Below are 24,116 nucleotides of genomic sequence, written 5' to 3'. Positions count from 1 at the left end.
TGACTAGGTACTAATAGTAGTATATAATCTCATAGATGATAAATCAATCCTTGTTTCAAAAAGACAAGAAAATTCCTCCAGCACTTGATCAGCTCAATTTATCTCCGCCTAGCACACCGCTGTCTACGAGTGTTTGCCTAAGTTCTTTGTATTCAGGTTCTGTCCAAAAGGCTTCAGACTGCACGAGCTCTGCCGCATCTTTTCTAGCGGTTTCAAGCGCTCTATAGTCATGAACCATGTCTGCCACTTTAAATTCAGGCATTCCGCTTTGTTTCTTGCCAAAGAAGTCGCCAGGGCCTCTTAGTTCTAAGTCCTTTTCAGACAGTTCAAAGCCATCCGTTGTTTCAGACATGATCCGCATGCGCTCTTTACCGGTCTCTGATTTAGGGTCCGCCATTAAAATACAAAAAGATTGATGCTCTCCGCGTCCGACCCGGCCTCTTAACTGATGAAGCTGTGACAGTCCAAAACGGTCCGCATCATAAATGACCATGATGGTCGCATTTGGCACGTTGACTCCAACTTCAACAACTGTCGTTGACACAAGGATTTGCACTTCATTGGAAGTGAAATCTCTCATCACTTGATCTTTTTCATCACTTGCAAGTTTCCCGTGCATTAAGCCGATCGACCATTTTCCGCGATACGCCTCTGTCAGCATGCTGTGAACATCAATCGCATTTTGGACATCCAGTTTGTCTGATTCTTCTATAAGTGGACAAATAATATACGCTTGTCTACCTTTTCTCAGCTCTTTATCAACAAAAGCAAGAATCCGCTCAAGCATGTCATGCTTCACCCAATACGTTTCAATCTGCTTTCGGCCGGCTGGTAGCTCATCAATGACAGAAACGTCCATTTCTCCAAATACTGTGATGGCAAGCGTTCTTGGAATCGGCGTTGCGGTCATAAACAAAACATCTGGGTCCTGCCCTTTGCTTCGCAGTTTTTTCCGCTGTTCCACGCCGAACCTGTGCTGTTCATCTGTAATAACAAGACCAAGCTGCTGAAATTCCACTTCGTCCTGGATAAGGGCATGCGTGCCGACTAAAATATCAATATCTCCCTCTTTCAGACGTTCAAGCAGTTCTCTGCGGCGCTTTCCTTTCACTGAACTCGTCAAAAGAGCAATATTTAGCCCCCATTTTTCAAATAGCTGATACAGTGAATCGGCATGCTGTTCAGCCAAGATTTCAGTTGGCACCATCAGCGCACCTTGAAAGCCGGATAAATGAGCGGCATAAAGGGCAATTGCCGCTACAGCTGTTTTCCCCGATCCAACATCCCCTTGAAGAAGCCGGTTCATCCGGTACGGGGATGCCATATCTGACATAATTTCATCCAGCACTCTTGATTGTGCTTTTGTCAGCGGGAACGGCAGGCTATGAACAAACTCAAAGACCGCCTCTTTTGAGAACGGATGCTGGATGCCTGATGTTTTTTCTCTTTCTTTTTTTCTGATCGCCTGCATCTTCAGCTGAAAGATGAGAAATTCCTCGTACACGAAGCGTCGTCTTGCTTGCTTGAGCGAGTCTCTCGTTTCAGGGAGATGAATGGTCTTTAGTGCTTCTTGATAAGACATGAGTTTATAAGCAGCTACAAGCTGTTTTGGCAGTGGATCTTCTGCATGGTCTACATAGAGTGACAACGCTTGTTTTACAAATCGTCTCATCATCTTCACGGTTACATTTTCTTTGACTGAATAAACAGGTTCTATACTGCCATCTTGTTCGTGTGTTCCTTTTTTAAATTCCTGAACCATAATGGATTGACGGTTTTTATCCCACTTCCCTGTGACGGATACCGTATCGCCTAAAACAAGACTTCGTTTTAAATAAGGGCGATTGAAGCATATGGCTGTTATCAAAAAACGACCGACAAGCAGCCTGAATGTCAGCCTGCTTCGTTTTTTTCCATAATAGGTGAGAACGGGCTCACTGTGCACTTTTCCTTCAACTGTGACACGTTCGTCATGCCTGACTTCTTCTAAGTTGCGAAGCTCATAGTCGTCATATCGATAAGGAAAGTAGCCGAGTAAATCGGCTACTGTGTAGATTCCAAGTTCATTTAGTGTTTTTTCTGTTTCTTCTCCAATCCCTTTCAAGGCAGAGATCTTATCTTGCAATTTCTGTATCACGAGATGAGGTCACACCTCCGAAAATCTTCTTTTCAAGCTCTCTTGCTGTCGGTGTTGCAGCAAGTCCGCCTTGTGCAGTCTCACGAAGAGCGGTTGGCATCGTTTGACCAATTTTGTACATCGCATCAATGACTTCATCACAAGGGATGCGGCTTGTAATGCCGGCAAGTGCCATATCTGCTGCAATCATCGCATTAGAAGCGCCCATTGCGTTGCGTTTCACACATGGCACTTCCACAAGTCCTGCGACTGGATCGCAAACAAGACCTAGCATATTTTTTAGGGTGATGGCCATGGCTTCAGCGGATTGCTGCGGCGTACCGCCTGCCATTTCTACAATGGCTGCTGCTGCCATACCTGATGCAGATCCTACTTCTGCCTGACAGCCGCCTGCTGCACCAGAGATACTTGCGTTATTGGCGACAACAAAACCAAATGCACCAGATGTAAATAGGAATCTGACCATTTGTTCCTTTGTTGGCTTTAATGTTTCTTTCACCGCAAAGAGCGTTCCTGGCACAACACCTGCTGAGCCAGCTGTAGGCGTTGCACAGATCGTTCCCATTGCTGCGTTCACTTCATTTGTTGCCACTGCCTTACTGACAGCATCTAAAATGGTATGACCAGACAATGTTTTGCCTGATGCGATATATGCTTGAAGTTTCACCGCATCCCCGCCTGTTAAACCAGATAATGATTTCACACCTTTCAGTCCGTTTTCAACGGCCTGTTCCATCACTTCTAGGTTGCGGTACATCTGCGAGAAAATGTCTTCACGTGACTTCCCTGTCACTTCCATTTCTTGAGTAATCATAATTTCTGAAATGGAGGTATTCCGTTCTTCTGTTAGCTGCACGAGTTCTTTGACGTTTTTAAACATCATACATAACCTCCTTGTTGTTACTCTGCAATTTGTGTGACTTGAATAATGTTTGGCAGCGTCTCAAGCTCTGTTAAAACCGCTGGGTCAATATTCTGATCCACTTCAATCGTCATGAGTGCTTCTTGCCCGACCTCTTTACGTGCCACTTCCATATGACCAATGTTGATGGCGAATTTCGCTAACACATTGGCAACTGCTGCAATCGTCCCGTAACGGTCGTTATGAACCACAAGAATGGCTGGGTGATTCCCTGAGAGTCTCAGTTCAAAGCCATTTAATTCTGTGATTTCAATTTTACCTCCGCCAATGGAAATCCCGATTAATTCAAGGCTTCCATTCGCATCTGAAATTTCTACTTTTGCTGTATTTGGATGCGCTGGTACCGCATCTTCTTCTTTAAACTCAATGTCGATTTCTTTGCTTTTTGCAATATCGATCGCTGTTTTAATTCGTTCATCAAATGTATCAAAGTCAAGAACACCGCCGATAATGGCTACATCTGTCCCGTGTCCTTTATACGTATCTTTAAAAGAGCCATAAAACGATACAGTAATTCGTTTCGGTTCTCTTCCGAACAAGCTGCGAGCCACTCTTCCAATACGAGCCGCACCCGCCGTGTGCGAACTTGATGGACCTATCATGACGGGCCCAATAATATCAAACACACTTCTAAATTTCATAGGTCTTCCCCTCTCATCACCAATCACAGATTGGTTTGTTACTCCCTTTAGACTAATGGATTCATTCGATTCCCGCAACTCATTTCACCGATGAACACATAGTAAAAAAATGCAAAAGAAGAAGAAGGGCTTCATGTGCCCTTCTTTCTTTATTCAACAGCCAAAATATATGAATAAAGCGGCTGTTTTCCATCGTGGACTTCAACTTCTACATCTTCAAATGTTTCTTCAATATATGCTTCTAAAGCTTCCATCTCATCAGATGATGCATCTTCCCCTTTGATGATTGTGACAATCTCATCATCTTCTGTCACCATTTGGGTCAAAAGCTCTTTTGCTGCATCTAATTGATTTTTAGCTGTTAAGGTGATTTTTCCATTGTATAGGCCCATATAATCCCCTTTGGCAATGTCGATCCCATCAATTTGGGTATCTCTCACTGCAAAGGTAATTTGGCCGCTTTTCACATGATCAATCGCTTCTAACATCGCTGCTTCATTGTCTTCATTTGAAGCTGCTTCATTTAGAGAAAGAAGTGCCGACATTCCTTGAGGAACGGTCTTTGTCGGAATAACAACGACCTCACGACTTGAGACAGTTGCCGCCTGTTTAGCTGCCATGACAATATTAGAATTATTAGGTAAGATAAAGACGGTTTCGGCATGAATGCTATCAATTGCTTTGACAATGTCTTCTGTGCTCGGATTCATTGTCTGTCCGCCTTCAATGACGACGGATGCTCCGATACTTTTAAACAAGTCAGCAATCCCTTCTCCCATTGCGACACTCACTACTCCAAAACGCTGTTTTTCAGCAGCTGTTGCTTTTGGTGCAGCAGGCGAGTGATCTTTTTCTTCATTGACGATCGAGCTATGCTGCTCTCTCATGTTTTCAATTTTCATATTAATCAAGCTGCCGTAGCGTTGTGCATATGATAAGACATCTCCTGGCTGCTCTGCATGAATATGAACTTTTGCAAGCGTATCATCAGATACCACAAGAAGTGAATCTCCGAATTCGCTTAATTCTTCTCTGAAGGCATTTTCGTCAAAGGACTGTTTGTCTTCTTCAAATTTCACCATAAATTCTGTACAATAGCCAAATTCAATATCTTCTGTGTTCATATGGCTTTGTGCACTTTTATGATGCTCTGCACTCACTAATTCTTTTAATGTTGGCAAAGAGGCCGTTTTAGGAGGAAGCTCTTCTCCTCTTAATGAAGCAAGGAAACCTTCATATACACAAAGAAGTCCTTTACCGCCGCTATCTACAACGCCGACTTCTTTTAAAACAGGAAGGAGATCTGGTGTGCGGTCTAGTGATGCTCTTGCTTCCTCAATCGTTAATTCAAGCACACGATCGATTTGGTCTTCTGTTGCTGAAACAGCAACCGCTTTCTTTGCTGCGTCTTTTGCAACCGTTAAGATGGTTCCTTCAATCGGTTTCATGACGGCTTTATATGCTGTATCAACACCGGCCTGCAAGGCAAGCGCAAATTCTTTTGCATCAATTGTTTCTTTTTGTTCTATATTTTTGCTAAAACCTCTGAAGAGCTGAGACAGGATCACACCTGAGTTTCCTCTTGCCCCCATTAACAGCCCTTTTGACAGAGCCACCCCGACCTTACCAATGTGATCGGTATTTGTTTCTTCAACTGCTTTTGCCCCTGAAGTCATTGACAAATTCATATTTGTCCCCGTGTCTCCGTCTGGCACTGGAAAAACATTTAACGCATCAACAATTTGTGCGTTTTGAGAAAGATGGTGAGCACCTGCAAGAATCATTTTTGCAAATGAGCGGCCACCCAGATTTCTAATAGACAATATATTTCCTCCTTACTACGGGTTCGTAACTTTTACTCCTTGTACATAAATGTTGACTGAGTCAACTGAAAGTCCAATCGTGTGATGAATCGTATATTTGACTTTCGTTTGAACATTATGTGCGACTTCTGATATTTTTGTACCGTAGCTGACGATGATGTACATATCAATATGAATGCGATCTTCTTTTTGACGCACAAGAACACCCCGGCTGAAGTTCTCTTTGCGGAGAATATCCGTCAAGCCGTCCTTTATTTGATTTTTGGACGCCATGCCAACAATACCATAGCAATCGATCGCAGCGCCTCCTGCCACCATTGCAATGACTTCATTTGATATATCAATTTGTCCGTATTTCGTTCTAAGTTCAATGGACACATTGGTTCCCCCTTTTTGAGAAATTGCCCTGAGTTATCACTATTTTACTATAAGACCCTTCTTTTTAAAAGAAATCATTCAATCCGACCCAATCCTACTTATACTATAGCCTTGATTTTTTATCAAGATGTCAAGGTATTTTTCTTGAAAGAGGAGTAAACAATCCTTGCAAACCCCTTGAAGCTGTGGTAAATTATTAAAGTATCTTGAGGCATCTCTAAGTACGTATATGAAGAATATGATGATGTTTTCGCAGTTAGGAGGGAAACAAATGGCACGTAAATGCGTTATTACAGGCAGAAAAACAAAAGCTGGGAACAACCGTTCTCACGCAATGAACTCTACAAAACGTACATGGGGCGCGAACCTTCAAAAAGTTCGTATTCTAGTGGACGGTAAGCCTAAAAGAGTATATGTATCAGCTCGAGCTTTGAAATCTGGTAAAGTTGAGCGTGTATAAGCAAGAGTAAACGCCTGCTACATTTAACTGTAGCAGGCGTTTTTATGTGGAAATAAAGGAGATTACTCATTAATCTTTCTTAAATGAACCAAGCATCGCACGGACAATGCCGCCAAGAAATCTAGGCAGTTTGATTGTATAAAATTTCATTTTGTCCCCCTCCTAAAAGTACCGCTTGCAGCACAATTGAGCTTAATCAGCCATCCACATTGATAGGTTGGTCAATCTTTGCTTCTTACCATTATTAATATGCCTTCATGAAAAGAAAAAGTACCATTTGAGTGGATGAGTTCGTTACTAATACATAGTGTGGAACCAGGCTCAATATGACAATTTTTCAGAGGATATTTGAAACCTTTTAATGTCAGCTTTTCAACCGATGTACCGAAGGGCAAAAACGACACATATTTTTTATCCGGGTCTTGTTTGATTTCGTATGTACCAGGTCCAAACATTTGAATGATATTTTGTTTATCTACAAGGGTCATGCTCTGTTTGTGCTGAATGCCTTTGTAAAGGAGATGGATATTCCCAAGAAAATGATCTGCTCTTCCGCCTGTGATGCCGTAAATTTGAATATGTGCTGAATTCTGACGCAAAGACCAGTTCAGCGCAAGTTCTAAATCCGTTTCATCTTTCTCTGCCTGAAATAGATTGAGTGCAGGCAATTTCTTTTTCAGTTCATGAAGCTCTTCTTCTGTCACACTATCAAAATCACCAAATGCTCTGTCAGGTACAATGCCATGCTCTAGTAAGAAAAGGGTTCCCCGATCTACGCCGACCCAGAGAATGTCCTCCTCAGATGCTCCATGATCAAGCGGCGGGATGTACGCAAAAGGACCGCCGGCTACGATATGTATGTGCATGATTACGCTCCTCTCCATTGAAAAAGAACCAAAGATCACAATGACTTTGGTTCTTTTTCTTATGCTTCTCGAATGGCCTGAATGGCCGCCGCGCGGTCGTCTTTCCCATATACCGCTGAGCCGGCAACAAGTAGATTAGCGCCTGCTTCTTTGCAGCTCTTTGCTGTCTCTACATTGACACCGCCATCTATTTCAATGAGTAAATCAGTTAAGCCTTTTTGTTCACTAAGTGTCTTTACTTCTTTTACCTTTGAGAGAACAGAAGGAATAAACGCCTGTCCTCCAAAACCAGGGTTCACCGTCATGAATAAGACAAGGTCAACATCCTCTAATACATGCGCGATTTGAGAAACGGGTGTGTGCGGGTTTAAAACGACCCCTGCTTTGACACCTTGTTCTTTTATATGCTGAATCGTGCGATGTAAGTGTGGACACGCCTCAACATGAACAGAAATAATATCAGCGCCCGCTTTTGCAAATGCAGGGATATACTGGTCTGGCTGCTCAATCATTAAGTGAACATCGAGCGGCAGCTTTGTATGCGGCCTGATCGCCTCCACTACATTTGGTCCAAATGTCATATTCGGCACAAAATGACCGTCCATCACATCAATATGAATATAATCCGCTCCACCTTGTTCCACATCACGGATATCTTTCTCCAGATTGGCAAAATCGGCTGATAAAATGGATGGGGCAATATAAACCATGATTTAGTACCTCGGCTTTCTGTCTTTAATTTCAGTTAAAAACTCTAAATAATGCTGATAGCGATACTCTCTGATGCGATCGTGTTCTACCGCCTCTTTTACCGCACATCCAGGCTCTTTTACGTGCAAACAGCCCCTGAATTTACATTCTGCACTCTTCTCTCTGATTTCTAAGAAATAGAGCCCTAAATCTTCCGCTTCGATACCTGTAAATTCAAGCGAGCTAAATCCTGGTGTATCGGCAATGAGCCCTTCAGCCGTTTGAATGAGTTCCACATGTCTTGTTGTATGTTTCCCCCTGCCAAGATGGGAGGAAATATCATTTGTTTTCAGTGCTAAATCAGGACTCATCGCATTTAAGAGAGAAGACTTCCCTACACCTGATTGACCTGCAAATACAGTAATCTTGTGATGGAAATGCGGGGTCAGCTTTTCAATTCCATCTCCTTCGATCGTCGATGTTAAATGAACGTCGTATCCAATTTGGCGATAGTCTTCTGCATAGGCTTGAATCGTTTCTCGCTCCTGCTCTGTTTTCAGCAAGTCCATTTTTGTGATGCAGATAATCGGTTCAATCTGACTCTCTTCAACAAGCACTAGGAATCTGTCTAACAGCGATGTACTAAAGGTCGGCTCTGCTGCTGAGAAAACGAGCACCGCTTGATCAACGTTGCTAATAGGCGGGCGAATCAGCTCATTGGTCCGCTCTTTTACTTCCAGCAAATAGCCTTCCTTATCGTTATCTGCTTGATAGACGACATAATCTCCAACAAGCGGGGTTATTTTGTTTTTACGAAAAATCCCTCTTGCTCTACACTGAATTACTTTGCCACTTTCTAGAGACTCATCCAGCACATAATAAAATCCGCTTAATGCTTTAATAATTTTGCCCTCAGGCATAAAGTCCCTCCTTTATTCATCATCAGGGTATTCAATCGTTTTGGAGCTTACTACTTTATCATCCACTGTCACCTGATAGTATCCTTTTTGACCAGGTTCTATCTTAAATTTAATCGTTCGCTCAGTGGGCGCAGTGATTTTAAAGGTTTCATATAAATCAGAAATGCTATGTTCTGCGTCATCAATAGATATTTGAACATTCATTTCTTGTCCTTCTGTTTCTGGTTCATACGGGATCGCAATCTTTTCAGTCACCGTTTTAGCCGGTTTCTCTTTTGGGCCAAGAGAGAACGTAATTTTAACCGTATCACCAGGTTTAACAGCTGTCCCCGCTCCCGGTTCCTGCTTCATGACCTCACCTTTTGGCACATCGTCAGAATATGCTTCTTTTTCATCTAGCTTTAGTCCATTATCCTCTAGATAATTTGATGCGGCCTGTTTACTATACGTCGTTAAATCCCGTAAGGTAATATCGGCAGGGCCTATACTGACGGTCAATGTGACTTCTTCATCTGCTGCGACAAGTTCTGTATTCGCAGAAGGTTTCTGTTCCATGACAATGCCTGATTCTGTGTCATTATCATTCACTTCCTCTACAACAACCTGTTTAAACCCTTTTTTCTCTAATAGTTCTTTTGCTTTCTCGACCTTTTCACCTGTTACATCAGGTAATTCGGTTTTTTCTTTACCTGTACTTTGATAAAGTTGAATTTCTGTCCCTTCTTTTACCTTTGTTCCGATTTTAGGGTCTGTTTTGACAACCAGCCCTTTTTCAATCTTCTCGTCGGCAATATCAATGGGTTCAGAAGCGACGGTAAATCCGGCTTTCTTCAAGGTATCTTCCGCTTTTTCAACCGTCATGCCAGAAACATCGGTCACCTCTACATCCTTTGGAAAGAGTAATCCTGGGAAGACCGTGATCGCTAAAATGGTCGCAGCCGTCAAAACAAATAAGATCGACGCTACAATCCACGGCCATTTTTTCCGTTTTTTCTTCGGTTTTTGTTTCTCTTTTTTCTTTGGTTTTTGAACCGGGTGGACGGCTGTTTTTTCATTGTCTTGATCGACTTGATGGTCTTTTATAATAGGAATGGCTTTTGTTGCTTCATGATCTTCTTCAATGACAAAGCGCTTTTCTTTTAGTCTTGCAGGGTCAAAAGCCGTTTTTAAGTCTTTTTGCATTTCAGATGCATCTTCGTATCGATAGAATGGATCTTTGGCCATCGCCTTTAAGATGATGTTCTCCACGCTTTGTGGTACAGAAGGATTCCACCTTCTCACAGATGGCGGCTCTGATTGCAAATGCTTAAGTGCGACACTGACAGCGGATTCTCCTTCAAATGGCATGCGTCCTGAAATCAGCTCATAAAGAACAATACCAAGTGAATAAATGTCTGACTTTTTCGTTGCAAGACCGCCGCGCGCTTGCTCTGGGGACAAATAATGCACGGAGCCAAGAACAGAATTCGTATGGGTAATGGTCGCTGAGCTAAGCGCCATGGCAATACCAAAATCAGTGACTTTGATATTCCCCAAGTTGTCTATTAATATATTGTGAGGCTTAATGTCTCGATGGACGAGCTGTTTCGCATGGGCTTCTTCCATCGCCGCAACGACTTGCTCCATGATGCGAACGGCTTCTTTTGGATGAAGCGGTCCATTGGCGTGTATGTATTCTTTCAGCGTCATCCCTTCGACATATTCCATGACAATATAATAAATGTCATCTTCTTCTCCTACATCGTAGATACTGACAATATTCGGATGATCTAAGCTGGCTGCTGATTGCGCTTCTCTCCGGAACCGTCTAATAAAATCATCATCGCTTGCAAAGTCAAACCGTAAAATTTTAATCGCCACTTCGCGATCTAAAATCATATCCTCCGCCAAATAAACGTTGGCCATTCCGCCTCCGCCTATGGCGCGAAGAATTTGATAACGGCCGCTGATCCTTTTTCCGATCAACACTTGCTGTCACCCTCCTCTGTTTGGGAGGAGATTTCTAACAGTACTGCTGTAATGTTATCTTCACCGCCGTTGTCATTCGCTGTTTGAACTAACTCTGTTACTTTTTCATCTGGTGCGGTTGTTTGCGATAAAATCTGAATCAAATGTTCTTCTTCTACTTTATTCGATAATCCGTCTGAGCAAAGCAAAATTTGATCTCCTGGATCCACTTCAAAAGTTCGTGCATCAATTTGAACGTGTTTATCTGTTCCTAACGCTTTGGTCAGCACATTTTTTCTTGGATGATATTCTGCATCCGCTTTTGAAATTTCTCCTGTTTTCACTAACTCATTCACTAGTGAGTGATCATCTGTTAATTGGGTCAGCGCGCCTTCTCTTAGCAAGTAGCAGCGGCTGTCACCAATATGGGCAATTGTGACCGTTTGCAAATGAACGAGCGCACAAACGATGGTCGTCCCCATTCCTTGGCATTCCTCATTGTTTCTCGCATGTTCGTATACTTGGTCATTAATGTCGCTAATTTTTGAGATTAACCAATTTTCTTGATCGGCTGGTTTATTTGGAATTGAAGATGTTTCCTGCCAGTATTCTTTTAAAGAAGAAACTGCCATCTTGCTGGCTACATCACCAGCAAGATGACCTCCCATTCCATCTGCTACAACAGCTAGAAGTGTGTCTTCTTTTGCTTCAAAAATACCTGCATCATCTTCATTATGCTGACGGACTTTTCCTGTATCGGTTTGAAAGGCTGCCCTTATCAACATTCGTCACCTCGTCTCTTCCTGACGCTCCTTCGCTCTTAGCTGACCGCAAGCAGCATCAATATCATGGCCTTGCTCTCGTCTAATCGTTACGTTTACGCCTCGTTCTTTCAGCGTTTTTTCAAATAGGAAGATTTGTTCTCTTGGTGTTCTCACGTAATCTCTTTCTGGTACATAGTTCACCGGGATGAGGTTTACATGGCATTTGATTCCTTTTAATAAATCAGCAAGTTCTTCTGCGTGATGGACTTGATCATTGACTCCGCCAAACAGACCGTATTCAAAGCTCACGCGTCTGCCTGTTTTTTGAATGTAGTATTCAATAGCTTCCATTAATTTTGGCAGCTTGTATGCCTTATTGATTGGCATGAGGCGGCTTCGAATTTCAGTATTTGGTGCGTGCAGGGAGACAGCAAAGTTGATTTGCATTTGCTCATCCGCAAATTGATAAATCTTTGGAATGATCCCGCTCGTCGAAACCGTAATATGACGTGCTCCAATATTTAAGCCGTTATCATGGTTAATGATTTTAAGGAATGCAAGCATTTCATCAAAGTTATCAAACGGTTCGCCAATTCCCATGATGACAACTGAGCTGACGCGTTCATCTGTTTCATCAAGCGCCTGTTGTACTTTCAATACTTGGGCCACTATTTCTCCCGCCTCAAGGTTACGTTTCAAACCACCAAGTGTAGATGCACAGAATGTACAACCAATCCGGCAGCCTACCTGTGTTGTGACGCAGACAGAGTTGCCGTATTCGTGGCGCATTAGCACGGTTTCAATGGTATAGCCATCGTGTAATTCAAATAAGAACTTGATCGTTCCATCTTGAGATGTTTGTTTGATCACTGTTTTTAAAGTCGTGATGGCGAATTGATCTTTTAATTTTTCTCTTAATTCCTTTGAAAGGTTAGACATTTCATCAAAGGATGTGACGCGTTTTTCATAAAGCCACTCGAAAATTTGTGTTGCACGGAAAGGCTTTTCGCCTTGTTCCTTTAACCAGTCTTTGATTTCATTTAGCTCAAATGAGTAAATCGACGGCATGTCTGTTTTCAGTTCTTTTCTTACTTTTTGTTTTTGTTCTGTCATTTTTTATCCCTTCTTTCTCATGCTGCAAATAAAGAAACCATCTGTTCCGAAATAATGAGGAAGTATTTGTACACTTCCGTTTTGAACAAACGGAGCAACCTGCTCAGGCAGCCGTTCATTAAGAGATAGATCGGGTTCGAAGTCTTGGTGTTCTTGTAAAAACGCATGAATCACTTGTTGATTTTCTGTTGGATCCATTGTACATGTACTGTATACAAGGGTTCCGCCTGGCTTTAGCAGCTGGGCTGTTTCATGCAAGATCGATTGCTGAATTGTCGCAAGTCTTGCTGAGTCTTCCGAGGACTTTGTATATTTCATATCTGGTTTTCGTCTGATGACGCCAAAACCTGAACATGGTGCATCAATGAGAATACGGTCAAACGAAGCATCATCATAATGGTCGGATGCTTTTCTTGCATCAAGTGCTTTTGCCTCAATATGCGTTAAGTTTAGACGCTTTGCCGCCTGTTTGATCAGTTTTACTTTGTGCTCATGTAAATCAAGAGACACAATGTTCCCCTCATCGTTCATTCGCTCTGCGATATGTGTTGATTTACCACCAGGGGCGGCACAGGCATCAAGCACCATTTCTCCCGGCTGAGGGTCCAGCGCTCTTGCGACAAGCATGGAGCTTTCATCTTGGATCGTGACAAAGCCCTCTTGAAAGAAAGGAGTGGATACGATAGATCCTTTCATGAGTTTGAGTGCATCCTCAGATAGGTCGCCGAGCTCTGTCTCAATTCCTGCATCCATGAGTTCTTGCTGCAGTGCAGTGCGGTTTTTTTTCATTTGATTGACACGCAATGTCTGCTTTGGCGGGACTAAATGAATACGGCACATGCTTTCTGCTGCTTCAAAACCGTACGCCTCCACCCATTCTTGTACGAGCCACAATGGATGGCTTGTCTCTATTGAGAGCCTTTTTACCGGATCTTTGATCGCATCAAATGATGGCACGCCTTCTCTTTGCACAGAACGAAGAACGCCGTTGACTAGTGAAGAAATACCTTTATGTCCGCGCTTTTTCGTTAGTTCCACTGCTTCATGGATGGCTGCACGATCTGGAATTTTTTCAAGATAAACCATCTGATAAAGAGACATCCGCAAAAGCTGCATCACCCAAGGAGCCACTTTTTGCGGTTTTTTCACAAAGGGTGTGAGCATATAATCAAGTGCCAGCTTGTTTTGCAGTGTACCGTATACAAGTTCTGTTAATAGCGGTTTGTCTTGATCGGAGAGTTCTTTCTCTTTCATCACTGACTGCAAAAGCAAGTTACTGTAGGCTTGATTTTGTTCGAGTTTGATCAAAGCGTCTAGTGCTACTTCTCTCACATTACTTTTCTTCATTGATTAGCCCTAATTTCTGTCCAATTTCGATATTTGCGCCTCTTAAGAAGTCTTCACCGCTCATTTTTTTCTTTCCAGCGGGCTGTACACTCGTTAATAAAAGGCCTTGCTGATTTCCTGTTCCAACGACTGGTCCTTCTTTTTGAAGCTCAATCACTTTCCCAGGTTCTTCTGGTGTTTGAAGCGGAACTTTTTTCGCTTCCCATACTTTTAAGTTAGCACCGTTCCATTCAGTATAGGCAACTGGCCATGGATTTAAGCCGCGAACTTGGTTGTAAAGCTCTTCTCCTGGCTTGGTCCAGTCTAACCTTTCCTGCTCCCGCTTAATATTTGGTGCATACGTTGCTGCCTCTTCATTTTGCGGAATTGGCGAGATAGACCTGCTTAACACATTTGGAACTGTGTCTTTTAATAAGGCCGCACCAGCCACACTTAATTTATCGTGCAGTGTTCCGACGTTGTCTAATTCATCAATTTCTACTTCTACTTTGCTAATCATGTCACCTGCATCAAGCTTTTCTACCATATACATGATCGTCACGCCTGTTTTCTTTTTGCCTTGCAGGATCGCATAATGGATCGGTGCACCGCCTCTTAGTTCTGGCAGCAGTGAGGCATGAACGTTGATACAGCCAAATTCAGGTTCATCAAGTAATCTTTTTGGCAAAATTTGTCCGAACGCTGCTGTTACGATCAAATCTGGCTTTAACGCAAGCACTTTATCAATTTCTTCATCAAGACGTACCTTTTCAGGCTGTAAAACTGGAATGCCGTGTTTTAAGGCTTCTACTTTTACAGGAGGCGGCGTGAGCACTCGTTTTCTGCCTTTCGGGCGATCTGGCTGTGTGACGACCCCGACAACTTCGTATCCTTCTGTTATAAGTGTTTGCAGCACAGGTACTGAGAAATCAGGGGTTCCCATAAATACGATACGTGCCATTTTCTTCACCCTTCCATTTCCGCAAGTTCTTTTTCTGTATAGGTTTGAATGATCTTCGACGTGAATAATACGCCGTCTAAGTGATCAATTTCATGCAATAAAGCTCTTGCTAAAAATCCTTCTGCTTCTATTGTAAATGGTTTGCCTTTCTTATCAAAGGCTTTCACCTTCACATAATTTGGTCTTTCAACCGTTCCGTACAAAGATGGAAAGCTCAGGCAGCCTTCAATGTCTGTCTGGCTCCCTTCCACATCAAGAATCTCAGGATTTACTAAGTCAATCCTCCCAGAATCTTCTCCGATATCGACCACGGCGATTCTTTTTGAGATGCCGATTTGTGGTGCGGCTAGGCCGACTCCATCTAGTTCAAGCATTGTATCATACATATCATCCAGCAGTTTTTTCAGTTTTTTATCGAATGTATCAACAAGCTCTGTTTGTTGTTCAAGCACGTCTGCAGGATGTAAGACTATCGGTTTGATTGCCACGAAAAGACCTCCGTTTTACATCATCATATATGGATTCATATCGATTGATATCATCAACTGTTTTTGTTCCATTTCTTTTTGATAATGATCTTGTATTTTTCGTAATAAACTTGCCAGTTCATTTTCCCTTTTGTATTTTATCACGCATTGATATCGATATCTATCTTTGATCTTAGCGATCGGAGAAGCAGCAGGACCGAGAATTCTTGTATTCGGTGCACAATTCATTTTCAGGAACTGAACAATTTTGTCTGTGACATGCGCTGCCTTTGTCACTTCTTCATGTGATACAGTCACCATCGCCAAAAAATAAAATGGCGGATAGGACTGATGACGACGGTGCAACATCTCCTGCTCATAAAAGGCTTCATAATCATGCTGTTTGGTTAATTCAATACTATAATGCGAAGGTGTATATGATTGAATAATGACTGACCCCGCTTTTTCATGACGTCCCGCACGTCCGCTTACTTGTGTAAGAAGCTGAAACGTTTTTTCACTTGAACGAAAATCAGGGATGTGAAGAGACGTATCCGCACTAAGGACACCGACAAGTGTAACATCTGGAAAGTCTAATCCTTTTGCAATCATTTGCGTCCCAAGCAGAATGTCTGCTTCTTTATTACCAAAGGACGTGAGAAGCTTTTCGTGCGCACCTTTCCGAGAGGTTGTATCTACATCCATTCGGATGACCCTTGCTTCTGGCAATACCTTCGTCAGCTCTTCTTCCACACGCTGCGTGCCTGTACCAAAATAGCGAATATGCTCACTATGGCATTCTGGACATTCTGCAGGTACAGGAGCTTCGTGACCGCAGTAATGGCACTTCAGCCGTTTTTGAAAGCGGTGATAAGTGAGAGAGATCTCACAATGAGGACATTGTTCCACATATCCGCAATCCCGGCACATCACAAAGGATGAATAACCTCTTTTATTGAGAAATAAAACCGCCTGCTCTTTCCTTTCAAGTACTTCTTTTAACCTGAGCATTAATTCTTCTGAGAACATGGAGCGGTTGCCGTTTCTTAATTCTTCTCTCATATCAATTAAAGAAACGTGCGGCAGCTGCTGCTGATTGACGCGCCGTTTGAGCGTCAGCAGTGTATACACACCCTTTTTCGCACGCGCATATGACTCAAGTGAAGGCGTTGCACTGCCTAATACAACCGGACATTGGTGCCGCCCTGCTCGTTCAATGGCCACATCTTTCGCATGATACCGAGGCATTTCTTCTTGTTTATATGAAGATTCGTGTTCTTCATCTATAATGATCATTCCTAAATTCTCAAACGGGGCAAAAACAGCCGATCTTGCGCCAACGACAAGTTTGACTTCCTTGCGGTGGATTTTCCGCCATTCATCGTATTTTTCCCCAGTCGATAAGCCGCTATGAAGGACAGCCACATTGGAGCCGAAGCGCTCTTTAAAACGCTGGACCATTTGAGGCGTTAATGAAATTTCAGGAACTAGGACGATCGCTTCTTTTCCCTTTTGGAGGACATGATCAATCGTCTGTAAATAAATTTCGGTTTTACCGCTTCCTGTGACCCCGTGCAGTAAAAACGTTTCATGTTTTTCATCGCTCACTGCTTGATGAATGGGTTTTGCCGCTTCTGCTTGCTCTGTTGTGAGATCAAGAGGAGTAGATGGTGTAAACTCCCTATCCCGATAAGGATCTCGATAAATCTCTTCATAGCTTTCTGTTAACAGGCCTTCTTGAATCAAAGCTTTTATCGTTTGAGAACTAGCACCTGTTTGCTGCTGCAAATCTTTTGCTAAAAACGTCGTTTCATTCGCTTGAAATAAAAAGGTAAGCAGCGCCTTCTGTTTCACCGCATTTTTCTTTAACTGCTTCTGTTTTTCTTCAAGTTTTTCTTTCGTAACTGCTACCTGAAGTGTCCGCACCTTTTTCTTTCCGGATTTTTGTGAGACGTGATATCTGACTTCTAGATGGCCTTTTTGGACATGCTTTTGAATAGGCTTCAGCTGTTCAGGCGGAATGTCAGCGTAAAGGATGCTCTCTTGCTGACCGAAAAGCTCTTTCAATGACTGCGGAAGTTCCTCAGCTGATAACACCTGAATTTCTTTTTCATATTTGGCTTTCATCGCTGCTGGAAGCATCGATTGAAGCGCCGTAATATGATAGGACAATGTTTTTTCCGTCAGCCAGTGGGAAAGCTCCAATAGCTCATCTGTCAGAACAGGAGATAAATCAAATAAATCGACAATGTCCTTGATGTTTCCTGACTGTACGTCTGTTTCTTCTTTGATTTTTGTCACAAACCCTTGAATCTTCCTTGGGCCAAAAGGAACCACTACCCTCATACCAGCCTTGACAAGGCCTTTAAAGCGGTCTGGCACACGATAGTCAAATGGCCTGTCAATGGCTTTCGTTGTGACATCGACGATCACTTCAGCAATCATGCTCGATCACGCTCTTTTGGCAGCAGCTGCTTTGCCTCCTGTAAGATTTCAAAGGCAAGATCTTTTTTGCTCATCATTGGCAGCTCTTTTTTTGTTCCGTCTGCTTTGATCAATGCTGCGACATTTGTATCTGTGCCAAAGCCTGCGCCCTCTGCTGCAACATTGTTCGCGACAATCATATCTAAATGCTTGGATTCGATTTTCTTTTTCGCATAGTATTCAACATCCTGCGTCTCAGCTGCAAAGCCGACTAGCACCTGATGTTCTTTTCTTTTCCCAAGCTCTTTTAAAATATCTTTCGTCCGCTTAAATTCAACCGCTAGTTCACCGTCTTGTTTTTTCATTTTATGAGAATACGTCGTGACAGGCGTATAATCGGCAACGGCTGCTGATTTAATCACTATATCTGCTTTCTCGTACACCTCTAACGCTGCTTGATACATCTCCTCAGCCGATTCCACTTGCACCACATTCACATGCTCAGGCGCAGTTAACGAAACAGGTCCTGAAATGAGCGTGACATCAGCCCCCATTTGCTCGGCAGCTTCTGCAATGGCATAGCCCATTTTCCCAGAAGATCGATTTGAAAGGAAACGAACAGGGTCGATCACTTCTCGTGTAGGGCCAGCTGTGACCACGACTTTTTTGCCTGAAAGCGGCAAGCTGGTTGGCTCATCAAAAAACGCACGGATGTGTTCAACAATTTTTTCAGGCTCCTCTAAGCGTCCTTTTCCAATGTAGCCGCATGCTAAATAGCCTTCACTTGGCTCTATAAACCGGTAGCCGTCTTCATATAAAGTGCGGATGTTCCGCTTGACAGCTGGATGGTCATACATGTGCACATTCATAGCCGGTGCAACCCATACAGGAGCTGTTGAAGCAAGCAAGGTCGTTGTGAGCATATCATCAGCAAGTCCTGCGGCCATTTTACCAATGGTATGTGCTGTTGCAGGGGCAACAAGAATGAGATCGGCCCAGTCAGCTACATCAATATGCGCTATGACTTTTGGATTATTTTCTTTAAATGTATCCACATACACCTCATGCCGAGATAGGGCTTGAAAGGTGAGCGGAGACACAAACTCACGGGCAGATTCTGTCATAATCACTCTTACGTTTGCGCCTGCCTGTACGAGTTTACTAGTGAGTGCAGCTGCTTTATATACGGCGATTCCTCCGCTGACGCCGAGTAAAATATTTTTTGACTGTAACATTTGTTTGTCCCCCTTAACGGCCTTTTTCACAAATTCGTCTACAATTCAAAAAAGTCAAAACCAATCATAGTTTTGACTTTTTTGAACGTATCGTATCTGCATAGCAGAAGCGATGTTATTCTTGCTCTTCTTTTTCAAATGTCAAAAGACCAGCATCGATTTCTTCAAGAGCTTTCCCTACAAATTTATAGGATTTTGTGTTTTCGATTTGTTGATCTTGATGGATTTGCATTTCACGTGCACGGCGTGCAGACACTGTGACAAGTGTATATTTTGAGTCAAGTTTGTTCATCAATGAGTCAATTGAAGGATCTAACATGGTTTATTCTACCCCCAGCATTTTTTTATATCTTGGTGCGACTCTGTCTCTTCGCAGGTGCTCTGCAAGGACGATCGCTTTAATTCTTTCACATGCAAGCTCGACATCGTCGTTTTCAACGACATAGTCATAAGCATCCATCATTTCAATTTCTTCTTTTGCAGCAGCCATTCGGTTACGGATGAGATCCTCAGATTCTGTCCCGCGTGTAATAATGCGGTTTTGAAGTTCTGAAAGACTTGGCGGTGCAAGGAAAATAAAGAGACCTTCCGGGAATGCTTCTCTTACTTGAAGTGCACCTTGCACTTCGATTTCAAGGAAAACATCTTTTCCTTCGCTCAATGTTTGTTCTACATAGTCAACAGGCGTGCCGTAGTAATTCCCGACATATTCTGCCCATTCTAACAGCTTTTTGTTTTCAATCATATGTTCAAATTCTTCCCTGGTTTTAAAGAAATAATCAACACCATTTCTTTCACCTTCACGCGGTTTGCGGGTTGTCACAGAAATAGAGTATTCAAATTTCGTATCTTCCTGGGAGAAAATGGCTTGTCTGACCGTTCCTTTTCCAACTCCCGAAGGTCCAGAGAGAACGATTAAAAGTCCTCTTTCTTTCATAATGGCGTATTACCCCTGCCCTTCATCTATGATTTCTTCTTTTACAGAAAGTCTTTGCGCGACAGTCTCAGGCTGAACGGCAGATAAGATGACATGGTCACTGTCCATAATGACAACAGCACGGGTTCTTCTTCCGTATGTCGCATCAATGAGCATGCCTCGATCTCTTGCGTCTTGTATCATTCGTTTAATCGGTGCTGATTCCGGACTGACGATCGAAATCATCCGATTCGCTGAAATGATGTTTCCAAATCCGATATTGATCAACTTTATGGTCATCTTCTTTCGTCCCCCTGTAATATAAACGTCTCTAGTCTCGCCGAAAGAGACGCACTGTAAACAGCATACACAATGACTATTCTATATTTTGCACTTGTTCTTTTATTTTTTCAATAGCGCTTTTCATTTCAACCACCAGCTTTGTTAAATGGTGATGGTTTGCTTTTGATCCAATCGTGTTCACTTCACGGTTGAGCTCCTGTACAAGAAAGTCAAGTTTTCGTCCGGCAGCGCCGCCTTGCGTCAAAATTTGCTGGAACTGCTGAAAATGACTTTTCAGCCTGGTAATCTCTTCTGTAATGTCACAGCGATCAGCAAAGATGGCCGCCTCTGTGGTCAGCCTGCTCTCTTCAAGCGCCTCTCCGATCCATTCTTGTAATCTTTGATTCAATCGTTCTTTGTACTGACTCACAACCTCTGGTGCAAACACTTTGATTTCTTCTGTAAATGCCTCGAGTTCTGACAGCCTGAGTTCACAGTCTTTTTGAAGCGATGTTCCCTCCTGCTCTCTCATGAAGCAAAGCTCCTTGACAGCTTCTTCACAAGTGTCTATCAGCAAATGCTCCAGCTGCTCATTTCGGCTGACTGACTCTTCCACCTGAACAGCCTGTTCCAGCTTCAGTAAGTCATGTGCATGCTGAATACCTGAAATATGATAGCGGTCCTCAAGGTCTTTTGCGGCTTTCATATATTCATCAAGCAGCGGCCAGTCAATCTGTAAAGACCGGCTTGCAAGTTTACCGCCTTCAATCGTAACAAACAGCTCAATTCGACCGCGCTGCACGTGACGAAGAATGATTTTTTTTAATGTATCTTCGAAATATAAAAGCGGCCTCGGCAAACGGGCATGAACCTCTTTAAAACGGTGATTGACCGATTTTAGCTCAACTGACACTGTCAGTTCTCCATCCGTTTTACTCGCTTGGCCGAATCCCGTCATACTGCGTATCATGTGAAAACACCCAATTCTTTCATATTAATAAAATGAAAAAGGTAATAGCAGACACTATTACCTCAAAATTATACCATAACCAATTATTTTTTTCTTGTCAAAAGTGATCCTGCCAGTAAAAAAGTTGGCAATGCAGACATACCGATGATCAGAAGCCAATCGACTGGTGCGACCGCCACCGTTTTGAAAATTGGCTGAAGCGGCGGATAATAAATGACCACAAGCATCAGCAGCAGGGAAGACACAACAGCGCCGATCAAGTACATATTCCCGAATGGATTGCGTTCAAAAATAGACCGTTCACTGCGGCAGTCAAACACATGAATGAGCTGCGCCAAAACGAGTGTGCTGAATGCAACCGTCTGCGCATATTGAAGATTGTTCGGATCACGGTGATACACAAACATAAAGGCTAACAAAGTGGCAATCCCGATCAGAAACCCTCTTGATATGACCTTCCAACCAAGCCCTCTTGCAAAAATCCCCTCTTTCATGTTCCTCGGCTTTCTCTTCATGACATCGCCTTCTGGTTTATCCATTCCAAGTGCCATAGCCGGCAAGCCGTCTGTGACAAGGTTTACCCACAAAATTTGAATTGGAACGAGAGGCAATGGAAGCGCAAGAAGCATCGCAAACAGCATGACCAAAATCTCTCCCACATTCGATGCCAGCAAATAGCGGACAAATTTGCGAATGTTTTCATAAATATTCCGGCCCTCTTTAATAGCGGATTTAATGGTCGCAAAGTTGTCATCAAGCAAAATAAGAGAAGAAGCTTCTTTGGCAACGTCTGTTCCGGTAATCCCCATGGATATGCCGATATCCGCCTGTTTAATCGCTGGCGCATCATTCACACCATCACCTGTCATCGCGACAATATGGCCATTTTTTTGATAGGCCTTCACAATTCTCAGTTTATGCTCAGGTGATACACGGGCAAAGACGTACACATCTTCTGCTGTTTGCTCCAGCTCTTTGTCACTTAGCTGATCCAGAGCTTTTCCATCAAGCACCTTTCCTTGCTTCGGTAAGAGACTTAAATCTTTAGCGATCGCTTTAGCCGTTTCTACGTGATCGCCTGTAATCATCACTGTTTTAATGCCAGCATCCCGGCATTCTTTAATCGCTCGTCTCACTTCAGGGCGAGGTGGATCAATCATGCCCTCTAGACCGATAAATGTGAGGCCAGTTTCTGCCTCCTGAACAGAGGTGATTTTTTCTGTCAGGCTTACTTTTTTATATGCAATCGCAATGGTTCTAAGCGCTTGTCTTGCTAAACCTTGAATGGCAGCTTCTGTTTCTTGCCGGTGGGCCTTTGAAAATGAGGCGGTGCGTCCGCCGTGCATCATATGACTTGAACGGTTCATCAGCACATCTGGCGCCCCTTTGGCAATGACATACCGCTCCTTCTGATTCGTTTCCACGACGACTGACATCATTTTTCTTTCAGAGTCAAAAGGGAATTCCTCCACCACACGAAATCCCGCTTCGATGAATTGCTCAGTAAAACCCGCTTTACGCGCAGCGGTTAGAAGTGCTCCTTCTGTCGGATCACCATCAAGTCTCATCTCTCCGTCTTTTTCAACGATGGTCGATGTATTACAAAGTGCTCCGTATAATAGCACCTTTTGCAGGCTTGGATGTTTGTCTACATGGACAAGTTCTCCGTTTAAGGTAAAATCACCTGAGGGCTCGTACCCAGTGCCAGAAATATTCCATGTTTTCCCCTCTGCCCATACATGTGTCACTGTCATTTTATTTTGTGTCATTGTGCCTGTTTTATCTGAGCAAATAATCGAGGCGCAGCCGAGTGTTTCCACAGCCGGCAGCTTTCTGACAATGGATTTTTGTTTAATCATCCGCTGTACACCTAGGGAAAGTGCGACAGTGACGATCGCCGGCAGTCCTTCTGGAATCGCAGCAACAGCGAGAGATACACCCGCTAAGAACATATGATACAAATCATGACCTTGCACCACACCAAGAACAACCACAAGAACAGTTAAAAATAATGCAGCAACAATTAAAATTTTCCCCAGCTGCTCAAGGCGTCTTTGCAGCGGTGTTTCCATATTACCTGCTGAATCCAGCATACCGGCAATTTGTCCCATCGCCGTATTCATCCCTGTACCAATGACAACCCCTACACCGCTTCCTCTTGTGACAAGCGTCCCCATAAAGGCCATGTTCGTCAAATCTCCAAGCGAGACATGATCTCGCGAGAGCGGACTCGCATGTTTGACCGCTGGGATGGACTCTCCAGTGAGGGCAGATTCTTCAATTTCCAAACTCTTTGTTTCTAGTAATCTGATATCTGCCCCAATTCGGTCCCCGCTTGAAAACTTCACAATATCTCCCGGCACGAGGTGCTTGGATGGGATCTTGACCCATTCATTGTTTCTCCTTACATAGACATGCGGCGTTGATAATTCCTTTAGTGCTTGGAGGGACTTTTCCGCACGGCGTTCCTGATAAAAGCCAAGCACACCATTTATCAGCACAATCGCCACAATCGCCACAGCATCAATGTATTCACCTAAAAAAGCAGAAATAATCGTTGCCGCAAGCAGGATTAACACCATAAAGTCTTTAAATTGCGCCAAAAAAATAACGAACGCCGACACCTTTTTCCCTTCCTGTAATTCATTTGGCCCATGCTTTTCAAGCCGCTTTTTCACATCTTTTTCTGACAGTCCGTCACCTATCGATGTATTCATTGTTTTTAATAAATCGGTTTGGTTCAGTTCATGCCAATTCATTTGACCTCGTCCACTCCTCTTTTGTTCTCTCTCTTATGCAGTGTTCTATAAGCCAGTTTATTCAGACTCGTCCTAAATCATGCTATAATAATAAGACTGCCTAAAGAACGAGAAA

Annotated in this window: 23 protein-coding genes; 1 reads left to right on the top strand and 22 read right to left on the bottom strand. The window is 43.1% G+C overall.

From position 1 onward, the window contains the following. Positions 1-88: 88 nt before the first annotated feature. The 5 genes from recG to MHI20_RS01645 all read right to left on the bottom strand — a co-directional run bounded on the left by recG (position 89) and on the right by MHI20_RS01645 (position 5,901). Positions 89-2,137: an ATP-dependent DNA helicase RecG gene (gene recG, locus MHI20_RS01665; RefSeq protein WP_072367275.1), complete on the bottom strand. Its 2,049-nt coding sequence runs from the start codon at positions 2,135-2,137 to the stop codon at positions 89-91. Further along, positions 2,115-3,017: an L-serine ammonia-lyase, iron-sulfur-dependent, subunit alpha gene (sdaAA, locus tag MHI20_RS01660; protein WP_024720342.1), complete on the bottom strand. Its 903-nt coding sequence runs from the start codon at positions 3,015-3,017 to the stop codon at positions 2,115-2,117. The genes recG and sdaAA overlap by 23 nt, the downstream gene beginning before the upstream one ends. A gap of 20 nt (positions 3,018-3,037) precedes the next feature. Beyond that, entirely contained in the window at positions 3,038-3,700 is a 663-nt protein-coding gene (sdaAB, locus tag MHI20_RS01655; RefSeq protein WP_017367229.1) for an L-serine ammonia-lyase, iron-sulfur-dependent subunit beta, read from the bottom strand. A gap of 149 nt (positions 3,701-3,849) precedes the next feature. After that, on the bottom strand, positions 3,850-5,523 hold the full coding sequence (locus MHI20_RS01650; RefSeq protein WP_017367228.1) for a DAK2 domain-containing protein: 1,674 nt from the start codon (positions 5,521-5,523) through the stop codon (positions 3,850-3,852). Positions 5,524-5,538: 15 nt separating this feature from the next. After that, the gene (locus tag MHI20_RS01645; RefSeq protein ID WP_008344871.1) at positions 5,539-5,901 is read right to left on the bottom strand and encodes an Asp23/Gls24 family envelope stress response protein; all 363 of its coding nucleotides are present in this window, start codon (positions 5,899-5,901) and stop codon (positions 5,539-5,541) included. A 271-nt stretch (positions 5,902-6,172) separates the two neighbouring features. Here MHI20_RS01645 and rpmB point away from each other — a divergent pair, with 271 nt between their 5' ends. Next, positions 6,173-6,361: a 50S ribosomal protein L28 gene (gene rpmB, locus MHI20_RS01640; protein WP_003212514.1), complete on the top strand. Its 189-nt coding sequence runs from the start codon at positions 6,173-6,175 to the stop codon at positions 6,359-6,361. A gap of 69 nt (positions 6,362-6,430) precedes the next feature. Here rpmB and spoVM read toward each other — a convergent pair whose 3' ends face one another. From spoVM to MHI20_RS01555, 17 genes are all read right to left on the bottom strand, one after another. Next, a complete protein-coding gene (spoVM, locus tag MHI20_RS01635; RefSeq protein ID WP_008354550.1) occupies positions 6,431-6,511 on the bottom strand; it encodes a stage V sporulation protein SpoVM in 81 nt (26 codons plus the stop codon). A 71-nt stretch (positions 6,512-6,582) separates the two neighbouring features. Next, positions 6,583-7,227, bottom strand: coding sequence for a thiamine diphosphokinase (locus MHI20_RS01630; RefSeq protein ID WP_268355688.1), 645 nt, complete (start codon positions 7,225-7,227; stop codon positions 6,583-6,585). 59 nt (positions 7,228-7,286) lie between these two features. After that, complete coding sequence (gene rpe, locus MHI20_RS01625) at positions 7,287-7,937, bottom strand: ribulose-phosphate 3-epimerase (RefSeq protein WP_017367226.1); 651 nt, start codon at positions 7,935-7,937, stop codon at positions 7,287-7,289. Positions 7,938-7,940: 3 nt separating this feature from the next. Beyond that, positions 7,941-8,837, bottom strand: a complete 897-nt coding sequence (gene rsgA, locus MHI20_RS01620) for a ribosome small subunit-dependent GTPase A (RefSeq protein WP_340936413.1) — start codon at positions 8,835-8,837, stop codon at positions 7,941-7,943. A gap of 12 nt (positions 8,838-8,849) precedes the next feature. After that, complete coding sequence (gene pknB / locus MHI20_RS01615; RefSeq protein WP_025207318.1) at positions 8,850-10,805, bottom strand: Stk1 family PASTA domain-containing Ser/Thr kinase; 1,956 nt, start codon at positions 10,803-10,805, stop codon at positions 8,850-8,852. Next, positions 10,799-11,569, bottom strand: a complete 771-nt coding sequence (locus MHI20_RS01610) for a Stp1/IreP family PP2C-type Ser/Thr phosphatase (protein ID WP_058337362.1) — start codon at positions 11,567-11,569, stop codon at positions 10,799-10,801. Before MHI20_RS01610 ends, pknB begins: the two co-directional genes overlap by 7 nt. Positions 11,570-11,572: 3 nt before the next feature. Next, positions 11,573-12,661: a 23S rRNA (adenine(2503)-C(2))-methyltransferase RlmN gene (rlmN, locus tag MHI20_RS01605; RefSeq protein ID WP_024720337.1), complete on the bottom strand. Its 1,089-nt coding sequence runs from the start codon at positions 12,659-12,661 to the stop codon at positions 11,573-11,575. A 3-nt stretch (positions 12,662-12,664) separates the two neighbouring features. Continuing rightward, positions 12,665-14,008, bottom strand: coding sequence for a 16S rRNA (cytosine(967)-C(5))-methyltransferase RsmB (gene rsmB, locus MHI20_RS01600; protein ID WP_057079566.1), 1,344 nt, complete (start codon positions 14,006-14,008; stop codon positions 12,665-12,667). Next, positions 13,995-14,948: a methionyl-tRNA formyltransferase gene (fmt, locus tag MHI20_RS01595; protein WP_039166735.1), complete on the bottom strand. Its 954-nt coding sequence runs from the start codon at positions 14,946-14,948 to the stop codon at positions 13,995-13,997. Before fmt ends, rsmB begins: the two co-directional genes overlap by 14 nt. Before the next feature lie 5 nt (positions 14,949-14,953). After that, positions 14,954-15,436 carry a peptide deformylase gene (gene def / locus MHI20_RS01590; RefSeq protein WP_008344891.1) on the bottom strand — a complete coding sequence of 161 codons (483 nt, stop codon included), beginning with the start codon at positions 15,434-15,436 and terminating at the stop codon, positions 14,954-14,956. A gap of 15 nt (positions 15,437-15,451) precedes the next feature. After that, positions 15,452-17,860 carry a primosomal protein N' gene (priA, locus tag MHI20_RS01585; protein WP_047947053.1) on the bottom strand — a complete coding sequence of 803 codons (2,409 nt, stop codon included), beginning with the start codon at positions 17,858-17,860 and terminating at the stop codon, positions 15,452-15,454. Continuing rightward, entirely contained in the window at positions 17,857-19,074 is a 1,218-nt protein-coding gene (gene coaBC / locus MHI20_RS01580) for a bifunctional phosphopantothenoylcysteine decarboxylase/phosphopantothenate--cysteine ligase CoaBC (RefSeq protein WP_041090556.1), read from the bottom strand. Before coaBC ends, priA begins: the two co-directional genes overlap by 4 nt. Before the next feature lie 115 nt (positions 19,075-19,189). Beyond that, a complete protein-coding gene (rpoZ, locus tag MHI20_RS01575) occupies positions 19,190-19,393 on the bottom strand; it encodes a DNA-directed RNA polymerase subunit omega (RefSeq protein WP_008344896.1) in 204 nt (67 codons plus the stop codon). Between the two features lie 3 nt (positions 19,394-19,396). After that, positions 19,397-20,011 carry a guanylate kinase gene (gmk, locus tag MHI20_RS01570; protein ID WP_007499680.1) on the bottom strand — a complete coding sequence of 205 codons (615 nt, stop codon included), beginning with the start codon at positions 20,009-20,011 and terminating at the stop codon, positions 19,397-19,399. A gap of 9 nt (positions 20,012-20,020) precedes the next feature. Further along, complete coding sequence (gene remA, locus MHI20_RS01565; RefSeq protein WP_008344898.1) at positions 20,021-20,290, bottom strand: extracellular matrix/biofilm regulator RemA; 270 nt, start codon at positions 20,288-20,290, stop codon at positions 20,021-20,023. 76 nt (positions 20,291-20,366) lie between these two features. Continuing rightward, positions 20,367-21,242, bottom strand: a complete 876-nt coding sequence (locus MHI20_RS01560; protein WP_007499682.1) for a YicC/YloC family endoribonuclease — start codon at positions 21,240-21,242, stop codon at positions 20,367-20,369. A gap of 83 nt (positions 21,243-21,325) precedes the next feature. Then, on the bottom strand, positions 21,326-24,001 hold the full coding sequence (locus MHI20_RS01555; RefSeq protein WP_282900932.1) for a calcium-translocating P-type ATPase, SERCA-type: 2,676 nt from the start codon (positions 23,999-24,001) through the stop codon (positions 21,326-21,328). Positions 24,002-24,116 lie beyond the last annotated feature (115 nt).

Origin of the sequence: Bacillus sp. FSL K6-1106 (assembly GCF_038005245.1) — a bacterium.
In the GTDB taxonomy this organism is placed as follows: domain Bacteria; phylum Bacillota; class Bacilli; order Bacillales; family Bacillaceae; genus Bacillus; species Bacillus altitudinis.
This window is presented reverse-complemented; position numbering and strand designations above follow the sequence as displayed.

Coding starts and splice junctions, on each gene's coding strand:
- sdaAA (WP_024720342.1), bottom strand. CDS start 3,017: ATGTTTAAAAACGTCAAAGAACTCGTGCAGCTAACAGAAGAACGGAAT.
- sdaAB (WP_017367229.1), bottom strand. CDS start 3,700: ATGAAATTTAGAAGTGTGTTTGATATTATTGGGCCCGTCATGATAGGT.
- rpmB (WP_003212514.1), top strand. CDS start 6,173: ATGGCACGTAAATGCGTTATTACAGGCAGAAAAACAAAAGCTGGGAAC.
- spoVM (WP_008354550.1), bottom strand. CDS start 6,511: ATGAAATTTTATACAATCAAACTGCCTAGATTTCTTGGCGGCATTGTC.
- MHI20_RS01630 (WP_268355688.1), bottom strand. CDS start 7,227: ATGCACATACATATCGTAGCCGGCGGTCCTTTTGCGTACATCCCGCCG.
- rpe (WP_017367226.1), bottom strand. CDS start 7,937: ATGGTTTATATTGCCCCATCCATTTTATCAGCCGATTTTGCCAATCTG.
- rsgA (WP_340936413.1), bottom strand. CDS start 8,837: ATGCCTGAGGGCAAAATTATTAAAGCATTAAGCGGATTTTATTATGTG.
- MHI20_RS01610 (WP_058337362.1), bottom strand. CDS start 11,569: ATGTTGATAAGGGCAGCCTTTCAAACCGATACAGGAAAAGTCCGTCAG.
- rlmN (WP_024720337.1), bottom strand. CDS start 12,661: ATGACAGAACAAAAACAAAAAGTAAGAAAAGAACTGAAAACAGACATG.
- rsmB (WP_057079566.1), bottom strand. CDS start 14,008: ATGAAGAAAAGTAATGTGAGAGAAGTAGCACTAGACGCTTTGATCAAA.
- fmt (WP_039166735.1), bottom strand. CDS start 14,948: ATGGCACGTATCGTATTTATGGGAACCCCTGATTTCTCAGTACCTGTG.
- priA (WP_047947053.1), bottom strand. CDS start 17,860: ATGATTGCTGAAGTGATCGTCGATGTCACAACGAAAGCCATTGACAGG.
- coaBC (WP_041090556.1), bottom strand. CDS start 19,074: ATGTTACAGTCAAAAAATATTTTACTCGGCGTCAGCGGAGGAATCGCC.
- rpoZ (WP_008344896.1), bottom strand. CDS start 19,393: ATGTTAGATCCTTCAATTGACTCATTGATGAACAAACTTGACTCAAAA.
- gmk (WP_007499680.1), bottom strand. CDS start 20,011: ATGAAAGAAAGAGGACTTTTAATCGTTCTCTCTGGACCTTCGGGAGTT.
- remA (WP_008344898.1), bottom strand. CDS start 20,290: ATGACCATAAAGTTGATCAATATCGGATTTGGAAACATCATTTCAGCG.
- MHI20_RS01560 (WP_007499682.1), bottom strand. CDS start 21,242: ATGATACGCAGTATGACGGGATTCGGCCAAGCGAGTAAAACGGATGGA.
- MHI20_RS01555 (WP_282900932.1), bottom strand. CDS start 24,001: ATGAATTGGCATGAACTGAACCAAACCGATTTATTAAAAACAATGAAT.